Source organism: Cohaesibacter celericrescens (genome assembly GCF_002866925.1).
Classification (GTDB): domain Bacteria; phylum Pseudomonadota; class Alphaproteobacteria; order Rhizobiales; family Cohaesibacteraceae; genus Cohaesibacter; species Cohaesibacter celericrescens.
Map to the genome: position 1 here is coordinate 1 of NZ_PKUQ01000001.1, position 17,942 is coordinate 17,942.

Annotated in this window: 13 protein-coding genes and 5 tRNA genes; 6 read left to right on the top strand and 12 right to left on the bottom strand. The window is 50.6% G+C overall.

Annotation, left to right across the window (positions count from 1 at the left end):
• Positions 1-188 precede the first annotated feature (188 nt).
• Together C0081_RS00005 and C0081_RS00010 are read right to left on the bottom strand one after the other, a co-directional pair.
• Positions 189-262 (bottom strand) — tRNA-Gly (locus C0081_RS00005).
• A 20-nt stretch (positions 263-282) separates the two neighbouring features.
• Positions 283-367 (bottom strand) — tRNA-Tyr (locus C0081_RS00010).
• 349 nt (positions 368-716) lie between these two features.
• Between C0081_RS00010 and C0081_RS00015 the strand changes: the two genes are divergently transcribed.
• Positions 717-1,553, top strand: a complete 837-nt coding sequence (locus C0081_RS00015) for a TrmH family RNA methyltransferase (protein WP_101532313.1) — start codon at positions 717-719, stop codon at positions 1,551-1,553.
• Positions 1,554-1,669: 116 nt separating this feature from the next.
• On the opposite strand, the gene C0081_RS00020 is transcribed toward C0081_RS00015, so the two are convergent.
• Positions 1,670-2,065 (bottom strand): BA14K family protein, encoded by a 396-nt coding sequence (locus C0081_RS00020; RefSeq protein ID WP_101531765.1) that lies wholly within the window; start codon positions 2,063-2,065, stop codon positions 1,670-1,672.
• 589 nt (positions 2,066-2,654) lie between these two features.
• On the opposite strand from C0081_RS00020, the gene C0081_RS00025 reads away from it, so the two are divergent.
• A tRNA-Thr gene (locus C0081_RS00025) sits at positions 2,655-2,730 on the top strand.
• A 39-nt stretch (positions 2,731-2,769) separates the two neighbouring features.
• Here the strand turns inward: C0081_RS00025 and C0081_RS00030 are convergent.
• Both C0081_RS00030 and C0081_RS00035 read right to left on the bottom strand, forming a co-directional pair.
• A complete protein-coding gene (locus C0081_RS00030; protein WP_101531766.1) occupies positions 2,770-3,711 on the bottom strand; it encodes a carbohydrate kinase family protein in 942 nt (313 codons plus the stop codon).
• 120 nt (positions 3,712-3,831) lie between these two features.
• Positions 3,832-4,902 (bottom strand): LacI family transcriptional regulator, encoded by a 1,071-nt coding sequence (locus tag C0081_RS00035; protein WP_245417813.1) that lies wholly within the window; start codon positions 4,900-4,902, stop codon positions 3,832-3,834.
• A 188-nt stretch (positions 4,903-5,090) separates the two neighbouring features.
• Here C0081_RS00035 and C0081_RS00040 point away from each other — a divergent pair, with 188 nt between their 5' ends.
• Complete coding sequence (locus C0081_RS00040) at positions 5,091-5,771, top strand: D-lyxose/D-mannose family sugar isomerase (RefSeq protein ID WP_101531767.1); 681 nt, start codon at positions 5,091-5,093, stop codon at positions 5,769-5,771.
• A 179-nt stretch (positions 5,772-5,950) separates the two neighbouring features.
• On the opposite strand, the gene C0081_RS00045 is transcribed toward C0081_RS00040, so the two are convergent.
• Together C0081_RS00045 and C0081_RS00050 are read right to left on the bottom strand one after the other, a co-directional pair.
• Complete coding sequence (locus C0081_RS00045) at positions 5,951-8,395, bottom strand: glycoside hydrolase family 94 protein (RefSeq protein WP_101531768.1); 2,445 nt, start codon at positions 8,393-8,395, stop codon at positions 5,951-5,953.
• Positions 8,396-8,672: 277 nt separating this feature from the next.
• Positions 8,673-9,140, bottom strand: coding sequence for a hypothetical protein (locus C0081_RS00050; protein ID WP_101531769.1), 468 nt, complete (start codon positions 9,138-9,140; stop codon positions 8,673-8,675).
• Between the two features lie 493 nt (positions 9,141-9,633).
• Here C0081_RS00050 and C0081_RS00055 point away from each other — a divergent pair, with 493 nt between their 5' ends.
• Positions 9,634-10,017 carry a P1 family peptidase gene (locus tag C0081_RS00055; protein WP_245417814.1) on the top strand — a complete coding sequence of 128 codons (384 nt, stop codon included), beginning with the start codon at positions 9,634-9,636 and terminating at the stop codon, positions 10,015-10,017.
• A gap of 319 nt (positions 10,018-10,336) precedes the next feature.
• Here the strand turns inward: C0081_RS00055 and C0081_RS00060 are convergent.
• From C0081_RS00060 to dapA, 5 genes are all read right to left on the bottom strand, one after another.
• Positions 10,337-10,413: transfer RNA gene (locus tag C0081_RS00060), tRNA-Met, on the bottom strand.
• Positions 10,414-10,502: 89 nt separating this feature from the next.
• Positions 10,503-10,579, bottom strand: a tRNA-Met gene (locus C0081_RS00065).
• Between the two features lie 138 nt (positions 10,580-10,717).
• Positions 10,718-12,385 (bottom strand): Na/Pi cotransporter family protein, encoded by a 1,668-nt coding sequence (locus tag C0081_RS00070; protein WP_101531770.1) that lies wholly within the window; start codon positions 12,383-12,385, stop codon positions 10,718-10,720.
• 466 nt (positions 12,386-12,851) lie between these two features.
• Positions 12,852-13,334 carry an SsrA-binding protein SmpB gene (gene smpB, locus C0081_RS00075; protein ID WP_101531771.1) on the bottom strand — a complete coding sequence of 161 codons (483 nt, stop codon included), beginning with the start codon at positions 13,332-13,334 and terminating at the stop codon, positions 12,852-12,854.
• Between the two features lie 18 nt (positions 13,335-13,352).
• Positions 13,353-14,228, bottom strand: coding sequence for a 4-hydroxy-tetrahydrodipicolinate synthase (dapA, locus tag C0081_RS00080; protein WP_101531772.1), 876 nt, complete (start codon positions 14,226-14,228; stop codon positions 13,353-13,355).
• A 263-nt stretch (positions 14,229-14,491) separates the two neighbouring features.
• Between dapA and C0081_RS00085 the strand changes: the two genes are divergently transcribed.
• A complete protein-coding gene (locus C0081_RS00085) occupies positions 14,492-16,756 on the top strand; it encodes a transglycosylase SLT domain-containing protein (protein WP_101531773.1) in 2,265 nt (754 codons plus the stop codon).
• Positions 16,757-16,919: 163 nt separating this feature from the next.
• A complete protein-coding gene (locus C0081_RS00090) occupies positions 16,920-17,867 on the top strand; it encodes an alpha/beta fold hydrolase (RefSeq protein ID WP_101531774.1) in 948 nt (315 codons plus the stop codon).
• The last annotated feature ends 75 nt before the right edge of the window (positions 17,868-17,942 follow it).

A 17,942-nucleotide genomic window follows, 5' to 3' on the forward strand; every position in this document is an offset into this window, starting at 1 on the left:
TACGTTCAAACTTTTCCTTAGCCATGGAAACAGCTCTCGTCATCAGGGGGGCCAACCGTCGCTGGCACACTTTAGCGCTAAAAGGCAGCAACTCTTTATTCAAGAAGCCACAAACCCGGTTCAACACAAAAAGACCGAACCTGAGCGGCTTCGGACCAACCTGAATGCATTTGGATGAAACGAAATGATGGAGCGGGTGAAGGGAATCGAACCCTCGTCGTCAGCTTGGAAGGCTGTCGCTCTACCATTGAGCTACACCCGCGCGAGACCATAAGACGAAGATGGTGGAGGAGGCTGGATTCGAACCAGCGTACGCTAAGCGAACGGATTTACAGTCCGTCTCCTTTAACCACTCGGACACTCCTCCAAGCTTCGTCTTCCTGTCCCTGCGAACAGGTTGTCTCGAAAAGCCCGCTAAGTTGCGGTCAGTTCGTGAGCGGCTTTATGCAAATCTTCAGTTAGGAAGTCAACAGAACAATTATCATTTTTGTGGGTATCGCCGAAATCGTCGATTTGATTGGGGATATTTGTCCAAAACAACAGATACTACTCATTGTTGAAAGCCCACAGCCTCGCCGCACCCACTGCTCGGTTCATGCAAATCAAGCCAGTGGCGGCCGCTGTGCAAATCGCTTCCCAACCGCATACCCCAGAATTATTGGCAAAATTCCATCCTTTTGCTTGCCCTCCCCCCCCATTTGGCTCTAAATCGCCTCATGAGCAAAAACAAATCCCAAAGAGTGAAAAAGGCCCGGCAGGCCAACGCCGCCGAGACCAGCACGCGAGTCGGTCGCAAAGCACCGGATGATACGGTGCGCCTTTTCGGCATTCATGCCGTGGCCAGCGCTATCGCCAATCCGCGCCGCGAGCTTATTCGCCTGCATGCAACAACCAATGCACAGGCCCGTTTGATTGAAGAAATCACCAAAATCGGCGGAGACACCGCTCGTCTGGACGGCATTGTAGAGACAGCCACCCCCAAAGATATCGATGCACTGGCACGTGACGCTGTGCATCAGGGTGCCCTGCTGGTTGTTAAAAACCTTCCAGCACTGGATATCTCAGATGCATTCGATGCAAAGCTGGTGATCGTGCTTGACCAAATCACCGACCCACACAATGTCGGGGCCATCATCCGCTCTGGCGTTGCGCTGGGCGCGGAAGGCATCGTCATGACTGGCCGGCATAGCCCAGAAGAATCAGGTGTGCTTGCCAAGACGGCTTCCGGTGGTCTTGATCAGATCGCGATGGTCACAGTGCCCAATCTGGCCCGCGCTTTGGACGATTTGGCCGATCACGGTTTTGACGTCGTTGGTTTTGATTCTGAAGAAAGCGAACCATTCGAAACCATCATCGCAGCGCAAGACAACAATCGCCCTCTCGCGTTGGTCTTCGGATCAGAAGGTAAGGGCCTGCGTCGACTCACCCGCGAAAAATGCACCGCATTGGCCCGCCTCGACATGCCCGGTCCGATCAAAAGCCTGAACGTCTCCAACGCCGTCGCCATGACGCTCTATGCGGTGGAACTCAAACGCCAAGGCAAGCTGGTGTAGACCAATCTATTTGCTACTTCTGGTCTAGCGATCGAAATACTTAAAAGTCAAAAAGCCTGAGCAAATTGCTCAGGCTTTTTTGTTTTGTCGAGCGAAGAACCGAGACAAAGGTGCCCTCACCGGCACATACGGCTTCGACCAGAATAAGTGCGGTATTTACCGGTATGCGCATTGAAGCTTTTGTATTTGCGGGCACAATAGGCAAACCATTCAGGCGTCCATGCCCTATGAGCCACCGCACGACGCTGCCAAGCGCGAACAGGCTTGTAGACTACTTTTTTGCTAAAGGATCTTTTCTTACCCACGGTAATCTTGCTGGGATAGACGAAGGCTTTGCCGCCATGGACATATTTGGATTGTACGAAAATACGACCCATTTCAGGCGTGCCAAACATCACCGCCCTGAATTTGATTGCATGATGCTGAGGATGCGCACTCACTTCCTGAGGCAACACAAAAGCAAAAAGCCCCGAAACGAATGCCAGAACCAAAAGAAAAGCAAACTTCTTCATCTCAAACTCCAATCCAGTATGACAAAGCGCAATGCACCGAAAACGCAGAAGTTCGAGATTATCAGCTTGTTAACCTTCCGTAAAAGGGCATTCTTTGAATCTCGCGACAAAGTGGAATCGCTCAGTAAACACCTTTGAATTGTGCATAATTTGAATTGTGCATAAGCAGAAAAAAACTCCACAACTAAAAAAGAAGGGAGAATTGGATGGAAGAACCGCCAGAGGTGACGCAAAGGCAAGCAACAACAACCAAGCACGCGCGTTAAATCAACGCCTTTATGAATGGCAGTAGGCTGGCGGCCGAAAGTCCAACAAACACACCAAAACCAATGCGCACCAACGCAGACGTAAATTTTGGCGCAATCAACCCCAACAACCCGCAAATGCATGCATAAAATGAGAGTGCAAATAGATCCATACCTGAAGCGTAGCACCATCAGACAAATATGCCACTCAAATTTTCCGGCAGAAAAGCGTCGTTATCGAACCCTCGCTCACTGAGAAAAAACAACAGCTTCGGTTATATCGGGAAAACTTTAAGAGTTCTATTGACATAGACCCCGATCATTTTTATCAAGGCACTCACAGCGCCGGCATAGCTCAGTTGGTAGAGCACCTGATTTGTAATCAGGGGGTCACGAGTTCGAATCTTGTTGCCGGCACCACTTCTTCCCTTACATCGCGTCAATATTTGACGAAGGAGCTTAAAGCTCCTTACGCCACGGCGGATTTGCACCTTTGCGAGACACCGTCACTGCAGCCACCTTGGCGGCGAACGCCATCGCTGCGGCGATATGCTCTTCCGAAATAGTTTTAAGAGCAGTCTTGTCCAGCATATCCAGCTCTGCAAGCTTTGTCAGAATGCCCGCATTGAAGGTATCGCCAGCGCCGACGGTATCGGCCACTTCAACCTTCTCGGAAGCAACAGAAACTTCCCGATTATCCATCAGATAAGCGGTCGCGCCATCTGCACCCTTGGTTACCAAAATGATCGACGGACCAGCTTTGCGCAGTTCATCAACCTGTGCACCAAGCCCTTCAATGGAAGGCATCAGCCAAGCCAGATCTTCATCGGAAACTTTCACAATGTCACAATGGGAAAGCATATTCATGATTCGCGCGCGATACACCGATGCGTCCTGAATAAAACCGGGCCGAACATTAGGATCCATCATGATCACATGATTGTTCGACTCCCGCACAGCAATCGCCTCATAGGTTCGCGCGCACGGTTCGACTGCCAAACTAATGCCGCCAAAGAAAAGCGCATCAATAGAGGCAGGCACAGGCCCCACATCGTCAATAGACAACATACGGCCCGCCGAATTCTCATCATAGAAATGATAGGTGGCGTGGCCATTATCCAATTTGACAAAAGCCAGTGTTGTCGGCAACTGGCTTTGCTTGCACAGACTGGTAGCTACGCCACTCTCAGCCAGAGACGCCTTTATTTGCTCGCCAAACAAGTCAGACGACAGACCGGTCAGAAACTCGGTTGCAACACCCAAGCGCCCCAATGCGATGGCCGTATTGAACACTGCACCTCCAGAACATGGTTGATAGGCGAGACTTCCCGTCTGACTTTCAACGGGAATCATATCAATCAGCGCTTCTCCGCTGCATAAAATCTTGGCTTGATTGCTCATGATAGAGTCCTCCAATGCATCACACAGGCAGATGCTTAGGCCTAGAGCCACGCAGGCACCTAAGACCCACCCTCAATTGGCCGCGACAGCACCAGACAAGACTCCGGCACCGTTGAGACCCTATTCAAATTTGGTAAGCGGCGACTGCACGATCTGTCTCACAGCCCCTCCTTCACCTTTTAAAACGGACAGTAAATTCTGCCCCAAAAGCTTTCCGGCGTCTCGAATATCCTCAAAAACGCGATCCAGCTCTGGATCTATCTGTTCAAGAATTGCACTGTTTGCTTTGACAACGACGTCATAATCCTGACCGCGCGAAAGGCCCTGCCCCCTTAAAGCAGAAAGAAGCGCCAGATAAGACGCTTCACCCGGACAGACGAACCCGTCAACATGCTCCTCTTGTCCATTCTCATACAAACCAGCAACCCATGCCTTGATCTCATCAGGAGACGAATCCAGCGTCACATCTTTGGGTATGACATACGCAAGTCCGGTCTCGCGCACCGCTTTCATAAAGCCATATTGCATATGCTGGTGAAAAGTGAAGATATCCTTGGGTAAAATGATCGCAAGCTTCTTGCAGCCTTTTTGCGCCAACCGTTTGGCAGCGATGTAAGCAAATGCCTCATTGTCGAAATCAACAAAATTATGGTCTCGACTAAAATCTGTCCGTCCGTGACAAATGAAGGGAAATTTTGCTTCCAGCAAGAATCGAATGCGATCATCAAAATTGCGGGTCCGGGTCAATACAAGCCCGTCAGCCAATCCATTGCGCACCAACCGTTTGATTGCGCCAACGTCGTCAATATCGGAAAAACTGGGCGTGATCGTCAAATGGTAATCAGAGCCCTCGATGGATTCCGACAAACCGGAAATCATACTATTACCAAAACCAAGCAGTTCATCATGAGGATTGAGGATCAAACTGATGACACGGGTTTTGCCCGTTCGCAGTCGCTGCGCTGCACGATCCGGCACATAACCGATATCGTCAGCCACTTGCGCGACAGTCTCGCGCGTTTTAACAGCTATTTTGGGATCGCCTTGCAAAGCACGCGAAACAGTCGTCACCGCCAACCCCGTTAATTCAGCGATGGTTTTCTGCGTTGGCCTGTTGTAGCCTTCTGCCATAGGATCCTGTTCCTGATAGTCCCAAGCGCCGGTGTCCTCGAATAGAGACAGTTTTATCACGTCACCCTTGCGCATATAATCAAAAAATAAGCTATTATTTGCAGATTTACAAACAGTTAGAAACTTATCCCCCTCCTAATATTTATAACGTTTTAAATTCTAAAAATCTTGAGTTATACTCTCATTCAGCTCGTTGCGACATCCAACGCAAAGCAGTGCTTTCTCATTAACAGCCCAAGGCCGATCCCATGAAACGTTCCCATGTGAATGAAATCCTGAAACAAAGCGACGCATTTATCCGCTCTTTCGGTTACATCATGCCCCCTTTTGCCTACCTCTCCCCTGAAGAGTTACAGGCAACAGATCACTCGATCTTCATCGAGCGCGGCATGGGATGGGACATCACGGACTATGGTCAGGAAAAGTTCGACGAGATGGGCCTGTTTCTATTCACCGTGCGCAACGGCATCGCCGCCGATCTGTCCAAAGGTACAGGCATGCTCTATGCGGAAAAGATCATGATCAGCCGCAAGGATCAGCTTTCCCCCATGCACAGGCACTATCTCAAAGCAGAAGACATTATCAACCGCGGCGGCGGCAAGCTGGTACTGGAGCTGTTTGCCCCTGATGAAGAAGGCAAGATCGACCGTACCAAAGACGTTACGGTTCCCGTCGACGGGCGCATGGTCACCCTACCTGCAGGCGGATTGCTCAAGCTCGATCCGGGCGAAAGCGTCACTTTGATGCCAGGCGTTTGGCATGCATTCTGGGGTGAAGGCGCTGATGTCTTGATCGGCGAAGTCTCCACCGTCAATGACGATCGCAAAGACAACTGGTTCGAAATGAAGATCGGCCGCTTCTCCAATATTGAAGAAGACGAAGCGCCGCTGCATTTGCTGGTATCAGACTATGACAAATTTCTGAAATAGGCATCACGTCCCTCTGACACCATCAAGAAATACAGCCACCACCTTACGAATGTGGCAATCGATCTCATCATCGGTCATGGGCGGCGGCCAGCCCATAATAATTCCGGTACGCTTTGACAACAATCCCCGCAGCCGGATGTCTCCGACTGCGGGGGTTTAATTCAAACCAGATCAATTATTCAGCCAAGGACAGCTTCGACTTTGACCGACTGAACACCATTGACCGGTGGTGGCACAATGTCGCCTTCAATAACCGTTCCATCCACGGTCAAGGTCACAGCGTTGCCCGCCCCCTTGCGCGTGACGGAAATATCGTAGCTCACACCACGGAACACGCGGTTTACCTTGAAATCGGTCCAGCGCTCAGGCACCACAGGCGCAACCCGCAGGCCGGAATATTCAGGCCGAATGCCATAAATCCACTGGGTGATGGCATAATAGTTCCACGCAGCTGTACCAGTCAGCCAAGAGTTCTTGGCCTCACCGTGGCTTGGCGCATCCCGTCCGGCGATCATTTGCGCATAAACATAGGGCTCCAATCGATGCACATCAGAAATCCCTTCACGAGCCGATGGGCAAATGCGGCTGTAGTAATCAAAGGCCGCGTCACCGTTACCCTGCATCACCTCACCGATAATCACCCACGGATTGTTGTGACAGAAGATGCCTGCATTTTCCTTATATCCCGGAGGATAGGTCGAGATCTCGCCATATTCGATATAGTAGCGAGAATAAGCAGGCTGTTGCAAAACGATGCCGTGCGGTGTCGCCAAATGCTTGGCAACCGAATCCAGTGCTTTGCGGGCTTTTCCGTCTTCTAATCCCACACCAGCCAAGGCGCAGAATCCTTGTGACTCAATGTAGATCTTGCCTTCATCATTTTCCTTGGAGCCGATCTTGTTGCCATTGTCGTCATAGGCCCGCAAGAACCAATCGCCATCCCATCCATGCTCACAAATTGTCGCGCTCATATCAGCCGACAGCTTGGCATAATAGGACGCATCCTCAGCCTTGCCTGATACAGCAGCGATATCAGACAATTCACGCGCTGATAGCACCATCAGACCAGCGATAAACACAGACTCGGCCACTTTGCCATCTTTGCTGGTCGATGTCTGGAAGCTTTCGCCCGGTGTATCCGAGAAACAATTGAGATTGAGGCAATCGTTCCAGTCAGCCCGCCCAATCAGAGGCAGACCATGCGGCCCAATCCGATCCTGCGCATATTGAATCGACCGTTTAAGATGTTCATACAAAGGCTCTTCCGTGCCCGGCACACAGTCAAACATAACCGGCTCATCCAGAATAGAAAAATCACCGGTTTCTTTCAGATAGGCCGCTACACCCACGATCAACCAATGCGGATCATCGTTAAAGTCCCCGCCAATGTCATTGTTGCCCTTTTTTGTCAGCGGCTGATATTGGTGATAGGCCCCGCCAGATGAAAGCTGTGTCGCAGCAATATCAAGAATGCGCTCCCGAGCCCGCGATGGCACCATATGGACAAAGCCCAGTAGATCCTGATTCGAATCACGGAAACCCAACCCGCGTCCGATACCGGACTCGAACGAAGACGCCGAGCGAGACATATTGAACGTCGCCATACACTGATAGGCATTCCAGATATTGACCATCCGGTCAGCATGTTGATCCGGCGAAGTCACCTGATAAACACCAAGCAGTTGATCCCAATGGGCCCGTAGCGCATCAAACGCGCTTTCCACATTGGCAATATCGCGATATTTGGCGATGATCGGAGAAACCGTCTTTTTTTTCAGCGTCTGGGAGTTTGGCGGATCAAATTTATCGTCCTTGTCATTCTCATGATAGCCCAACACATAAACAATCTGCCGACTTTCGCCTGGCTCAAGGCGTAATTTCACATGCTGGGAACCGATTGGAGACCAGCCATGCGCGATCGAATTGCGTGACCTCCCCTCCTCAACAGCAACAGGCTTATCCCAGCCACGCCATGCGCCAAGAAAGTCCTCGCGCTGGGTGTCAAAGCCATCCAGCTCTTCAGAGCAAGAAAAATAGGCAAAATGGTTGCGGCGTTCGCGATATTCGGTCTTGTGATAAATGACCCCGTCATCCACTTCGACCTGTCCGGTAGACAGGTTGCGCTGAAAGTTTGTCGCGTCATCCTGTGCATCCCAAAGGCAAAATTCGACCGAGGAAAACAGCGAAATATCCGCTACTTCGAGGCGTTCGTTGGTGACCGTCACCTGCCAAATTTCGAGTGTCTCATCCAGTGGCACAAAATAGCGAGTGGAGGTACGAATGCCAGCACGTTTTGACGAAATCGTCGAGTAGCCCATGCCGTGGCGACAGGAATAATCCTCAAGCGTGGTCTGGGTCGGCATCCATGACGGGGACCAATAGTCACCAGATGCGTTATCACGTACATAAACATAGCGACCGCCAAAATCAGCAGGAACATTGTTATAGCGCCCGCGCGTCAAGCGCCGCAGGCGGGCATCTTTATAATAAGAATAGCCTCCGCCGGTCGCAGACAATATACCAAAATAGCTCTGACAGCCGATATAGTTGATCCAAGGAAGGGGCGTGTCGGGACGTGTGATGACATATTCACGAGCCTGATCGTCGAAATACCCGTATTTCATGGTGTGATCCTGTTTCTTACGTGCCTGTCTGAGAAGCAGCCCTCAAAGCTGTTGGACATTCCCCCGCCAGGCCTCAATCTTCCGGCGACAATTTTCTAGCATATCCGCACAAATCCGCAAAGTGAAACGTTTCAGGTTTCTTTGGTAAAATCATATAATGAATGCCCCCGAAACCATTTAACGCAAAAACGCCACCCGCATCCATCGACGCGGGTGGCACTCAATCTTATTTTTTCGCCAGACAAACCAGCCAAATCATTTCAAAACCGGTTACGGATCACTCGGCTTTTTTCAGCAATTCTTCAACAGCATTTCCAGCTTCCTCAGCCTTTTTTGTTGCGGCATCCTCGGTTGCCTTCAAGACCTTCGTCACTTCATCAGCTGCCTTGACCGCTGTGTCTTCAACCACTTTGCTTGCTTCTGTTGCTTCTTCAGCAACCTTTGCTGCAGCATCGTCAGCCATCTTGGCAGCAGCAGCAGCTTTGTCTTCCGCCATCTTTTTCGCGGCTTCCATCTCAGCGCGGGCTTTTTCTTCCGCTTCAAGCTTGAGGCGTGCGTCTTCTTCCGCCTTGGCTTTCTCTGCGGCTTCCATTTTTGCCTTCGCGGCGGCTTCGGCCTCAGCCTTTACCGTATCGGTTTGCGAGACCGTTGGTGCTGTTTCAGTTTTGACATCTTTTTTGTCCTCTTCTCCGCAAGCTGCAAGAAGAAGGGAAAGTGATGCGACTGCGAGAATTTTACGAAACATAGGAACTCCTGCTCAATTCTAAAGGCCCACAAATCACGAGCCTCATGGGTGTGCTTATGCAACACACATGGCGTGAATAGGTCATTAATTGGACGTTAATATGGCATTCATATGTAGACATTCTGCCCAAACCTTCGCACACCAACAGGTTTTCTTTTATGGCCACCAGTATCGAAGGTTTATGACAAAAACATCTGCAACGAGGTCTCATGACTCACTTGTCAAAATATCTGCAAACCGCGCGTTGCCTGCTTCCATTCTTTAAGTCGTACTTTCCCTCCATCGGGCACTGAATTAGCGACCGCATCAACCACTAGCGCCAAGACAAACCCAAAGCCGAATATTGCTCGCCCTATGCCTATGGCAACAGCGAGATGACAGGTGCCCATTGGGTGCGCGATGGCAACAGTGGCGGTGGCATGATTTGCTATGAATATAAGGGGGGACCGGACCATCCGCTCGGCAACCGAGCATCTATGGTCAAGACTTCACCGTGGGTGCACTGGTGCAAGCCAATCATGGCTTGAGACCATGGCTAACGATCACAGGCACCCCCGTTGGAAAGCTGCTGCAGGAAGACCTCGTTGCCAATCTCAAGTCCAAACAGGGTTCCATCATTGTTATCCTGACAACGGATATCCCTCTATCCCCGGGCCAACTGGAACGACTCGCTCGCCACGCCTCCATCGGCATCAGCAAATCAGGCTCACCGGGCAGCAACGGGAAGGGCGACATTTTCTTCGCCTTCTCAACTGCCAACGAAATGGACTTGCCACAACTCTCTGGCCCATGGCGTCACATGACCACGCTGAATAAGAACCTTCTTGATCCGGTATATATGGCAACAGTAGAGGCCGTGGATGAAGTGAATGGCTGAACCGCCTCGGTCTTGATGGTTTAACGATAATCAGCGTTATCAACCCGAATGCTCCTGCAAGCAGCACCGGTCCGGTCGGCTTGAGGAATTCATTATTATTGTCTATCGCGGGATAGAGTCTCAAACTGCGCGCAAAACACCAAAGCCCGCGGAAAAAGCCGCCAGCGAGAATAGACCCAGCAAGAATAGGCAATGGATTGAGAAGGTTGACCTATTACCAAGAGGCGAAAGAAAGCCAATCAAAATTCAGCGTCTCGGATTGTCTCGGAATTTTTTAAATTCGGCTCAACCCTTCATTCAGACGAATAAAGAGGAGTGTTGGTTGCGGGGGTAGGATTCGAACCTACGACCTTCAGGTTATGAGCCTGACGAGCTACCGGGCTGCTCCACCCCGCGACAACAAAACTGCATTCATATAAATGCAATCTACAACGACTATATAGTCCCAAGGTGGGACCAATTCAAGATCAACAGTGTGTTGAAATTGGTTGCGGGGGTAGGATTCGAACCTACGACCTTCAGGTTATGAGCCTGACGAGCTACCGGGCTGCTCCACCCCGCGTCATTGAAGTGTGCCCTTTATAGTCGTGTGGCCAAATATTGCCAGATCAAAATTTTGTTTTCCCCTCTTTTCAGAAAAGGGCTGTTTTTCGCCAAATTATCAAGAGGACAATTGCAACAAATACGCCACAATCTGAAATCAAATATGCTGTGTCGCGTGTTTTGTTTTCTTAAGTCTGGTTTTGCGCAACTCCCCCGCCTCATCCAGAATCGGATAAGCAACGGCCGCCAAATGGGAATGCACCCGACGCAACCCGCGCAAAATATCAATATGCAGTGTGCTGGTTTCAATGCTCTCGCGACGCCCCTGTCTCAGGCGTTCGAAATGACGCTCCACGCCTTGCCGCTCAAGTGCGTTGACCGCAAGCTTTTCACCAATGAGTTGGCGGGCAATGGCTTTGTCCCGATTCATAAAGACCGTCATGGCAAGCCTAAGGCTGGTTTGTACTTTGCGTTGCAGCTCCTGAATATCCTCCAACCCTTCCTCTGAAAATCGCAATTGGCCATTTGCTTTTTGGGCGGCAATATCGAGCAGATTCTCGGCAATATCACCAATAAGCTCCATGTTGGTCGTAAAGGATAAAATCTCGACGATCCGGTGGCTTTCCATGTCATCCACTTCCTGCCTGCCAACCTTGGTCAAATACAGTTTGATATCCTCGTAAGAGGCATCAACCAAATGGTCCATTTCAACAAGTTCGGCCGTCCGTTCAGCACTGAAGTCTTCAAGAGAAAGCTTGAGGCCTGTGATCATTGTCTCAACATACTCAGCCATGCGGAGCGCTTCACGCATCGCACAACTCAGCGCAACAGCAGGTGTCTCAATCGCAGTGCGATCCAACAGCTGAGGATGCCCCGCATCGTTTGCCGCTTCCTTTTCTCGCAAGGCCCATTTCAAAATCTTCTCTGCCGTCGGTACGAAGAAAATGAAGACTACGGCAATCCCGATGTTAAAAATCGTATGGAAATTGACAATTTGTCGCGCAGGGGCGGCTTCCAACTGGGATAGCAACGGAGGCAGATAGGCGACAAGTGGCAGACAGACCAGCACCCCGATAATCTTGAATGCTGCATTGCCAAAGGTCACACGACGCGCATTAATTCCCTCATTGGCGGTGGCCATAATCGGTGGAAGCACTCCGCCCAAATTAGCGCCGAGAACCATGATAAGAGCCAATGGCACAGACATGGCACCGGTTGAGGCAAACGACATAATCAGCAAAACAACAGCAAGCGAAGAATGGGCAAGCCATGTCAGAAGCGCGGCCAGAAGCAGCGCGATCAGCGGATCATTTGAGAGCGAAGAAAACAGCATCAACAAGACATCGGAATCGCGCAAGGGATCTGATGTCTGAACGATCGTGCGCAAGGCAATCAGCATCAAACCCAGCCCGATGGCAGACCGTCCAATCTGCCGCCGCACTGTTTGGCTATAAGCCTTGTGCAAAATCACTCCACCCAGAATCAAAAGAGGAGCAAGAAGAGAGAGGTCAAGGGAAAGCAACTGCGCCACCAGTGTCGTGGCAATATCCGCCCCGAGCATCACGGCTAGCGCTGGTGCAATCTCCATAAATCCGCTGTTGGCAAAAGACGCAACAATCATAGCCGTGGCTGTACTGCTCTGCACAATCATGGTCACACCCATGCCTGCCAACATAGCCCGCCCACGGTTGGCCACTCCAAGACTGATCACATCACGCAGTTGAGAGCCAAAACCTCTTATGATGCCCGTTCGGACCATATAGAGCCCCCAAAGCAAAAGAGCGACCGCCCCCAGAATTTGGATCAAAGAATATGTTGCACTCATTGGAAATATCCTGAAGAAGCTGAACCTTGAATTTCTATATCTAACATACGGTCAATTGCTGGGGTTAACATCGTCACCAACCCCAGATTCGTCCATCAAAGTCGACAGATTGAACAGATACGCACCATCGACATGAATAGGAATGTCAATTTTCATACGGATTGACATGATGCAGGGATTAAAAAATGACGCCCGTAGCCGCACATAAATAAAAGTAACGGCTTCGTATATCCATACATATACGCACAGTGTGCACTTTTCAATCAACAAAAGATGCACAATGTGCGTTTATTGCAAATCCAGACCGATTTACCGAACACAAACGAGCGACCACACAACAGGATGCACTGTATCCAGCGTGTGATCTGACACTGGCATTATGACGGGAAGAGGCCCTTGTTTGGTGCGGACATGGTGGGAACCAATAGCGCGATCTAGGCAGGCTGCTCTGGCAACGATCCAGAGCTTAGCCCTTTTCGCGCATCAAACGAGCTTTGTCGCGTTGCCAATCGCGTTTCTTGGAATCTTGACGCTTGTCATAGTCTTTTTTACCGCGCCCGACAGTGATCGCCAGCTTGGCTCTACCCTTGTCGTTGAAATAGAGCTTCAAAGGCACAATCGTCATGCCTTCGCGCTGCACAGCCTGTAGTAATTTCGCGATTTCGCGCTTATGGAGCAACAACTTACGCGCTCTACGTGGTTCGTGGTTGAACCGATTGGCCTGATCATATTCCGGTATATTGGAATTGATCAGAACAATCTCACCGTTATCTTCCGAAGCATAAGATTCGGCAATATTGGCATGCCCAACGCGCAAAGATTTCACCTCGGTGCCTGTCAATTGCAAGCCCGCTTCAATCACTTCGCCAATCTCATAGTTGTGCCGAGCCTTGCGGTTCTCGGCGACAACACGATTGTTCGGATCATTTTTCTTTTTCTTCTGTGCCATAACAAACAGATAAGCCGTTTAGATCAGACCTGCAACCTTCATCGCGGCCTCAATTTGCGCTTTCACAGGATCTGTTGCTGCTGTCAGGGGCAACCGGATCTGATTTTCGATTTTTCCGAGCACAGAAAGTGCATATTTCGCGCCTGTCGGATTTGGCTCCAAGAATAGAGCGCGGTGCAGTGGAGAAAGAATATCGTGCAGCTCTAATGCCCTGTCCCATTCACCGTTCATGCAAGCCTCTTGGAACTGGCTGCATAGTTTAGGAGCGACATTGGAGGTGACGGAAATGCAACCATGACCACCATGCGCATTGTAACCAAGCGCGGTGCCATCTTCCCCGGACATCTGGAGAAACTCCTTACCCATGGCAAGACGCTGGCGTGTGACTCGCGTCAGATCCGCAGTGGCATCCTTCACACCAATAATATTCTCACAGTCTTCAAACAAGCGTGTCATCGTTTCAACGCTCATGTCGATCACAGACCGTGGCGGGATATTATAGATAATGATCGGGATGGAGACAGCCGATGCGATGGCTTTATAGTGTTGGTAAAGCCCTTCTTGGCCGGGTTTGTTGTAATAGGGGGTTACAACCAGTGCACCATCGGCGCCTGCTGTTTCAGCATGTTTGGCCAGATCGATCGCTTCAGACGTCGAATTGGATCCAGCCCCCGCCAAAACAGGAACCCGTTTGTCAGCAACGGCAACACAAGCTTCAACAACCTTCTTGTGCTCATCATGGCTCAAGGTTGGGGATTCGCCGGTGGTTCCAACTGGAACCAGGCCATGTGTGCCTTCGTTGATTTGCCAATCGACAAAAGACTCAAAGGCCTTGTAATCCACAGCACCCTCGCGGAACGGCGTAATAAGAGCGGTGCAAGATCCTCTGAACATATCCATATTTCCTCACTTAAGGCGTAAATTACAAAAATCTCGCCTGAATTTTCGGTGTTTTGACGTAAGCTTCCGGCAATTTACCGAATAACCATCTTTTTCCAGCAAATTGCCGATCAACTAGCCGCATATCACCACAAATGTACCATCAATGCAATATTTTGAATTGTCTCGTCCCCCGAAGGGATTTGTTCATCATAATTCTGCAAGATTGAAATCCTATTTGAAGATAAACCGGTAAATGCGGAAAAATTCAAGCTGATATGTTCAAATCCATCAATAGAGTTGCGGTAACCACCCTATTTTTGATCGCCTTGACAGGCCAAACTGTCGCGCAATCACTGCCGCTGACCATTCCCATTCCGCAATCAAGACCAGCAGCAGCTCCTGTTGCGCCGACGTCCTTGACACCTGCCCCTGTGCAGCTTTTGCCACAAGCCCCCCAACCGGCAGCCAGTGCGGGTTCACAAGCTTTAGCGGTTTTGCCCATCAGTTTATCGGCATTGCCCAAAACCAAACCTGGTTTGCCCCCCTTGAGCACAGCAGTGCCCTCCTCTGCCCAGCCACCATCCCAAAATGCGGCCCCTACCGTTCAGGCCATTTTGCCTGCCGTTAGCCGCGCTGAGAATGGCATTGAAGCGCGAAGCGGCTCTCTAAAACAAGCACTAGATGCGTTGTCCCAAAACAAGCAGAAAACCGCCCTCGCAATTCACAAAGGCATGAAACAGTCTCTGGATCGGGTGATACTGACATATATTTTAGCGATTGGCGGTTATCACGATCTTCCTGCCGCAGAAATCAAGGCATTTTATGACCGCAAACCCCAGTGGCCAAGCCGCAGCTTAATTGCACGACGCGTCGAAGAAGCGGTTGTACGCGAAACACCATCTGGCCGTGCCTTGGCAAAAGCCTTTGGCAACACCGTACCAAATTCAACAACAGCCGCCATCGAAGTCGCAATTTCGCATCTCAAAGCAGGCAATAAAAATCAAGCCACCAAAATCATTCGCCCGATTTGGCGCGACGAAGGGCTAAACGCCAAATTGGAAAGCCGCATTCTTTCTAATTTGCGCTCGGTGTTGACCAATGCAGATCACTTCCGCCGCGCCAGCTATTTGCTTTATCGAGAAAGAGCCACTGCGGCTCTGCGACTCAAAAAATATCTTTCTTCCGCCCAATATAAATTGGTAGACGCCCGCGTGTCAGTAATCCGTGGCCAGAAAACTGCAGGATCAAAACTGGACTCTGTGCCTTCTTCCTTACGAAAAGACCCCGGCTACATATTCTCGCGTGTCCAGTATTTGCGCCGAAAAGGTCGTGTCACGCAGGCCGCAGATTTATTGATTAAAGCACCGCGAGATGTTGAACGCTTGATTAATCACCGCGAATGGTGGGTAGAACGTCGATTGATGTCACGTATTATGCTCAACAACGGAGATGCGCGCCGTGCCTATAAGATAGCTGCTACACACACGGCGCAATCGTCTAAAGACTATTCTGAAGCCGAGTTCCATGCCGGATTTTTTGCGCTGCGGTATCTGAAAGATCACAAAACAGCTGCGGTGCATTTTGAAAAAAGCTGGAAAAAAGCCAGCCGTGACCGGGACAAAGCGCGAGGCCTATATTGGCAAGGGCGCGCATGGGAAGCGGCGGGCGATCGCTCTGTTGCAGCCAAATTTTACCAAGCCGCTGCCAATCCGACCGTCTATTACGGCCAGCTGGCGCTGGAAGAATTGGGGCAAACCAGCCTTGTTCTGCATCACCCGCCAGCCGCCAACGCTGCACTCCAGAAACAATTCAATGGCCGTGAACTTGTACAGGCTATCAAACGATTAAAGGCTGTCGGTCATAGCAAAAGATCATCCCCAATCCTGCGCCACCTTGGCCGCACCCTGCAAAATCCGTCTGAGGTTGCTCTTGCACATGAATTGGCGCAAAGCCTGTCTCTGCATCAAGAAGCGGTGCAAATCGGCCAGTTGGCTCAAATGCGCGGCCTACCAGCAGACAAAATGGCATTCCCGCTGAATGTCATTCCGCGGTCCGTCAAAACCAATGGCGTTGACATTGCCGTCATCTATGCCCTGACCAAGCAGGAAAGCGTCTTCAATATTCAGGCTGTCAGCTCTGCCAACGCGCGCGGGTTGATGCAAATGCTACCCGCAACAGCCAAGACCACGGCAAAAAAACTTGGCTTGCGCTACTCCAAAGCCAAGCTGACAAGCGATCCAGCTTATGCCGTCCGTCTGGGTAGCGCATTCCTCAAGCAAAATCTGGAGAAATTCAACGGCTCCTACATCCTGACATTTGCCGCTTACAATGCAGGACCGGGTCGCCCACCGCAGTGGATTGAACGATTTGGAGATCCGAGGAGCAGTCGCGTTAACGCAATTGATTGGGTCGAGCGTATCCCCTTCACCGAGACGCGCGATTATGTCATGAAACTGATAGAAAACTTGCAGGTCTATGAAGCGCGTATCCATGGCAAAAAGCTGGATATCAGCAAAGACCTCAAACGGGGCAAACCTTAAGCCTTACTATTCCAGATGAAGGTTACATATCTGACCAAAAGACTATAGTTTCGGTAACTTGGCAGTAGCTAAAATAAATACGACAACCTTCACCAAACTTGAGTTGGGGCCAACATATAGCCCCAACGCAAAGTCCAAAGACGCCAGCAGGTAAGACGCGATTATGAACAGCACGGTCAAACGGTTTGAAATCACTGCCTCCGACGGACTGACCCTACGAGGGGAAGTCTTTGGGGATCGCGTTGCCAAGGGCACACCGGTTCTCTGTTTGCCGGGGCTGACGCGAACCAGTCGAGATTTTTACCCGCTCGCGGAACGAATGGCTGGCGACCCTGACAATCCGCGCTTTGTTATCATCCTAAACAGCCGCGGCCGTGGTCCATCTGACTATGACAAAAATCCGGAGAATTACAACGTCGCAACCGAAGCCAACGATGCACTGCAAGTTTTATCAGCCGCAGGGGTAGGTGAAGCCATTTTCATCGGCACATCACGCGGTGGACTGCTGACAATGGCCATTGCCGCAATGCGGCCCAATGTTATCGCAGGGGCAGTGTTCAACGACATTGGTCCTGTTATCGATTCTATGGGTATTGCACGGATCAAAACCTATCTGACCAAGGCCAAACCAGTGGATAGCTGGGAAGACGCCGTAGCATTCATGAAAATGGCTAATTTTGGCCATTTCACCTCCCTTTCAGACGAAAATTGGGAGCAGTTCGCCCACATGTCTTTTCGAGATGTGAAGGGCAAGCCGCAGAAGGACTATGATAAGGCGATTGCCATCGGTCTAGAAGCTGTTGATTTAAGCCAACCAATGCCTACCGCTTGGCCACAATTCCTTGCCATGTCCCACTGTCCTGTTCTTGTACTGCGCGGCGAAAACTCAGATATCCTTCCCAAGCATATTGCTGATGAAATGGTCGAACGGCATCCAGATTGCCAAAGCTATGAAGTCGAGGGACAAGGCCACGCGCCCTTGTTTCTGATAGAGGAAGTCAATGATCGGGTCCTTGCTTTTCTGCGAGAAACAGATGCAAAACGCGCGGCGCATGTGCCCATCGCAACCCCTGCGTTGCTCAATGAAGATGAGATCACCTATATTGAATGACAGGCCTCGTCAGACAAAACCGCTCATCGGGACTAAACCCAAAGCAATCGCCCGTTAGATATGTGCCCGTACCGC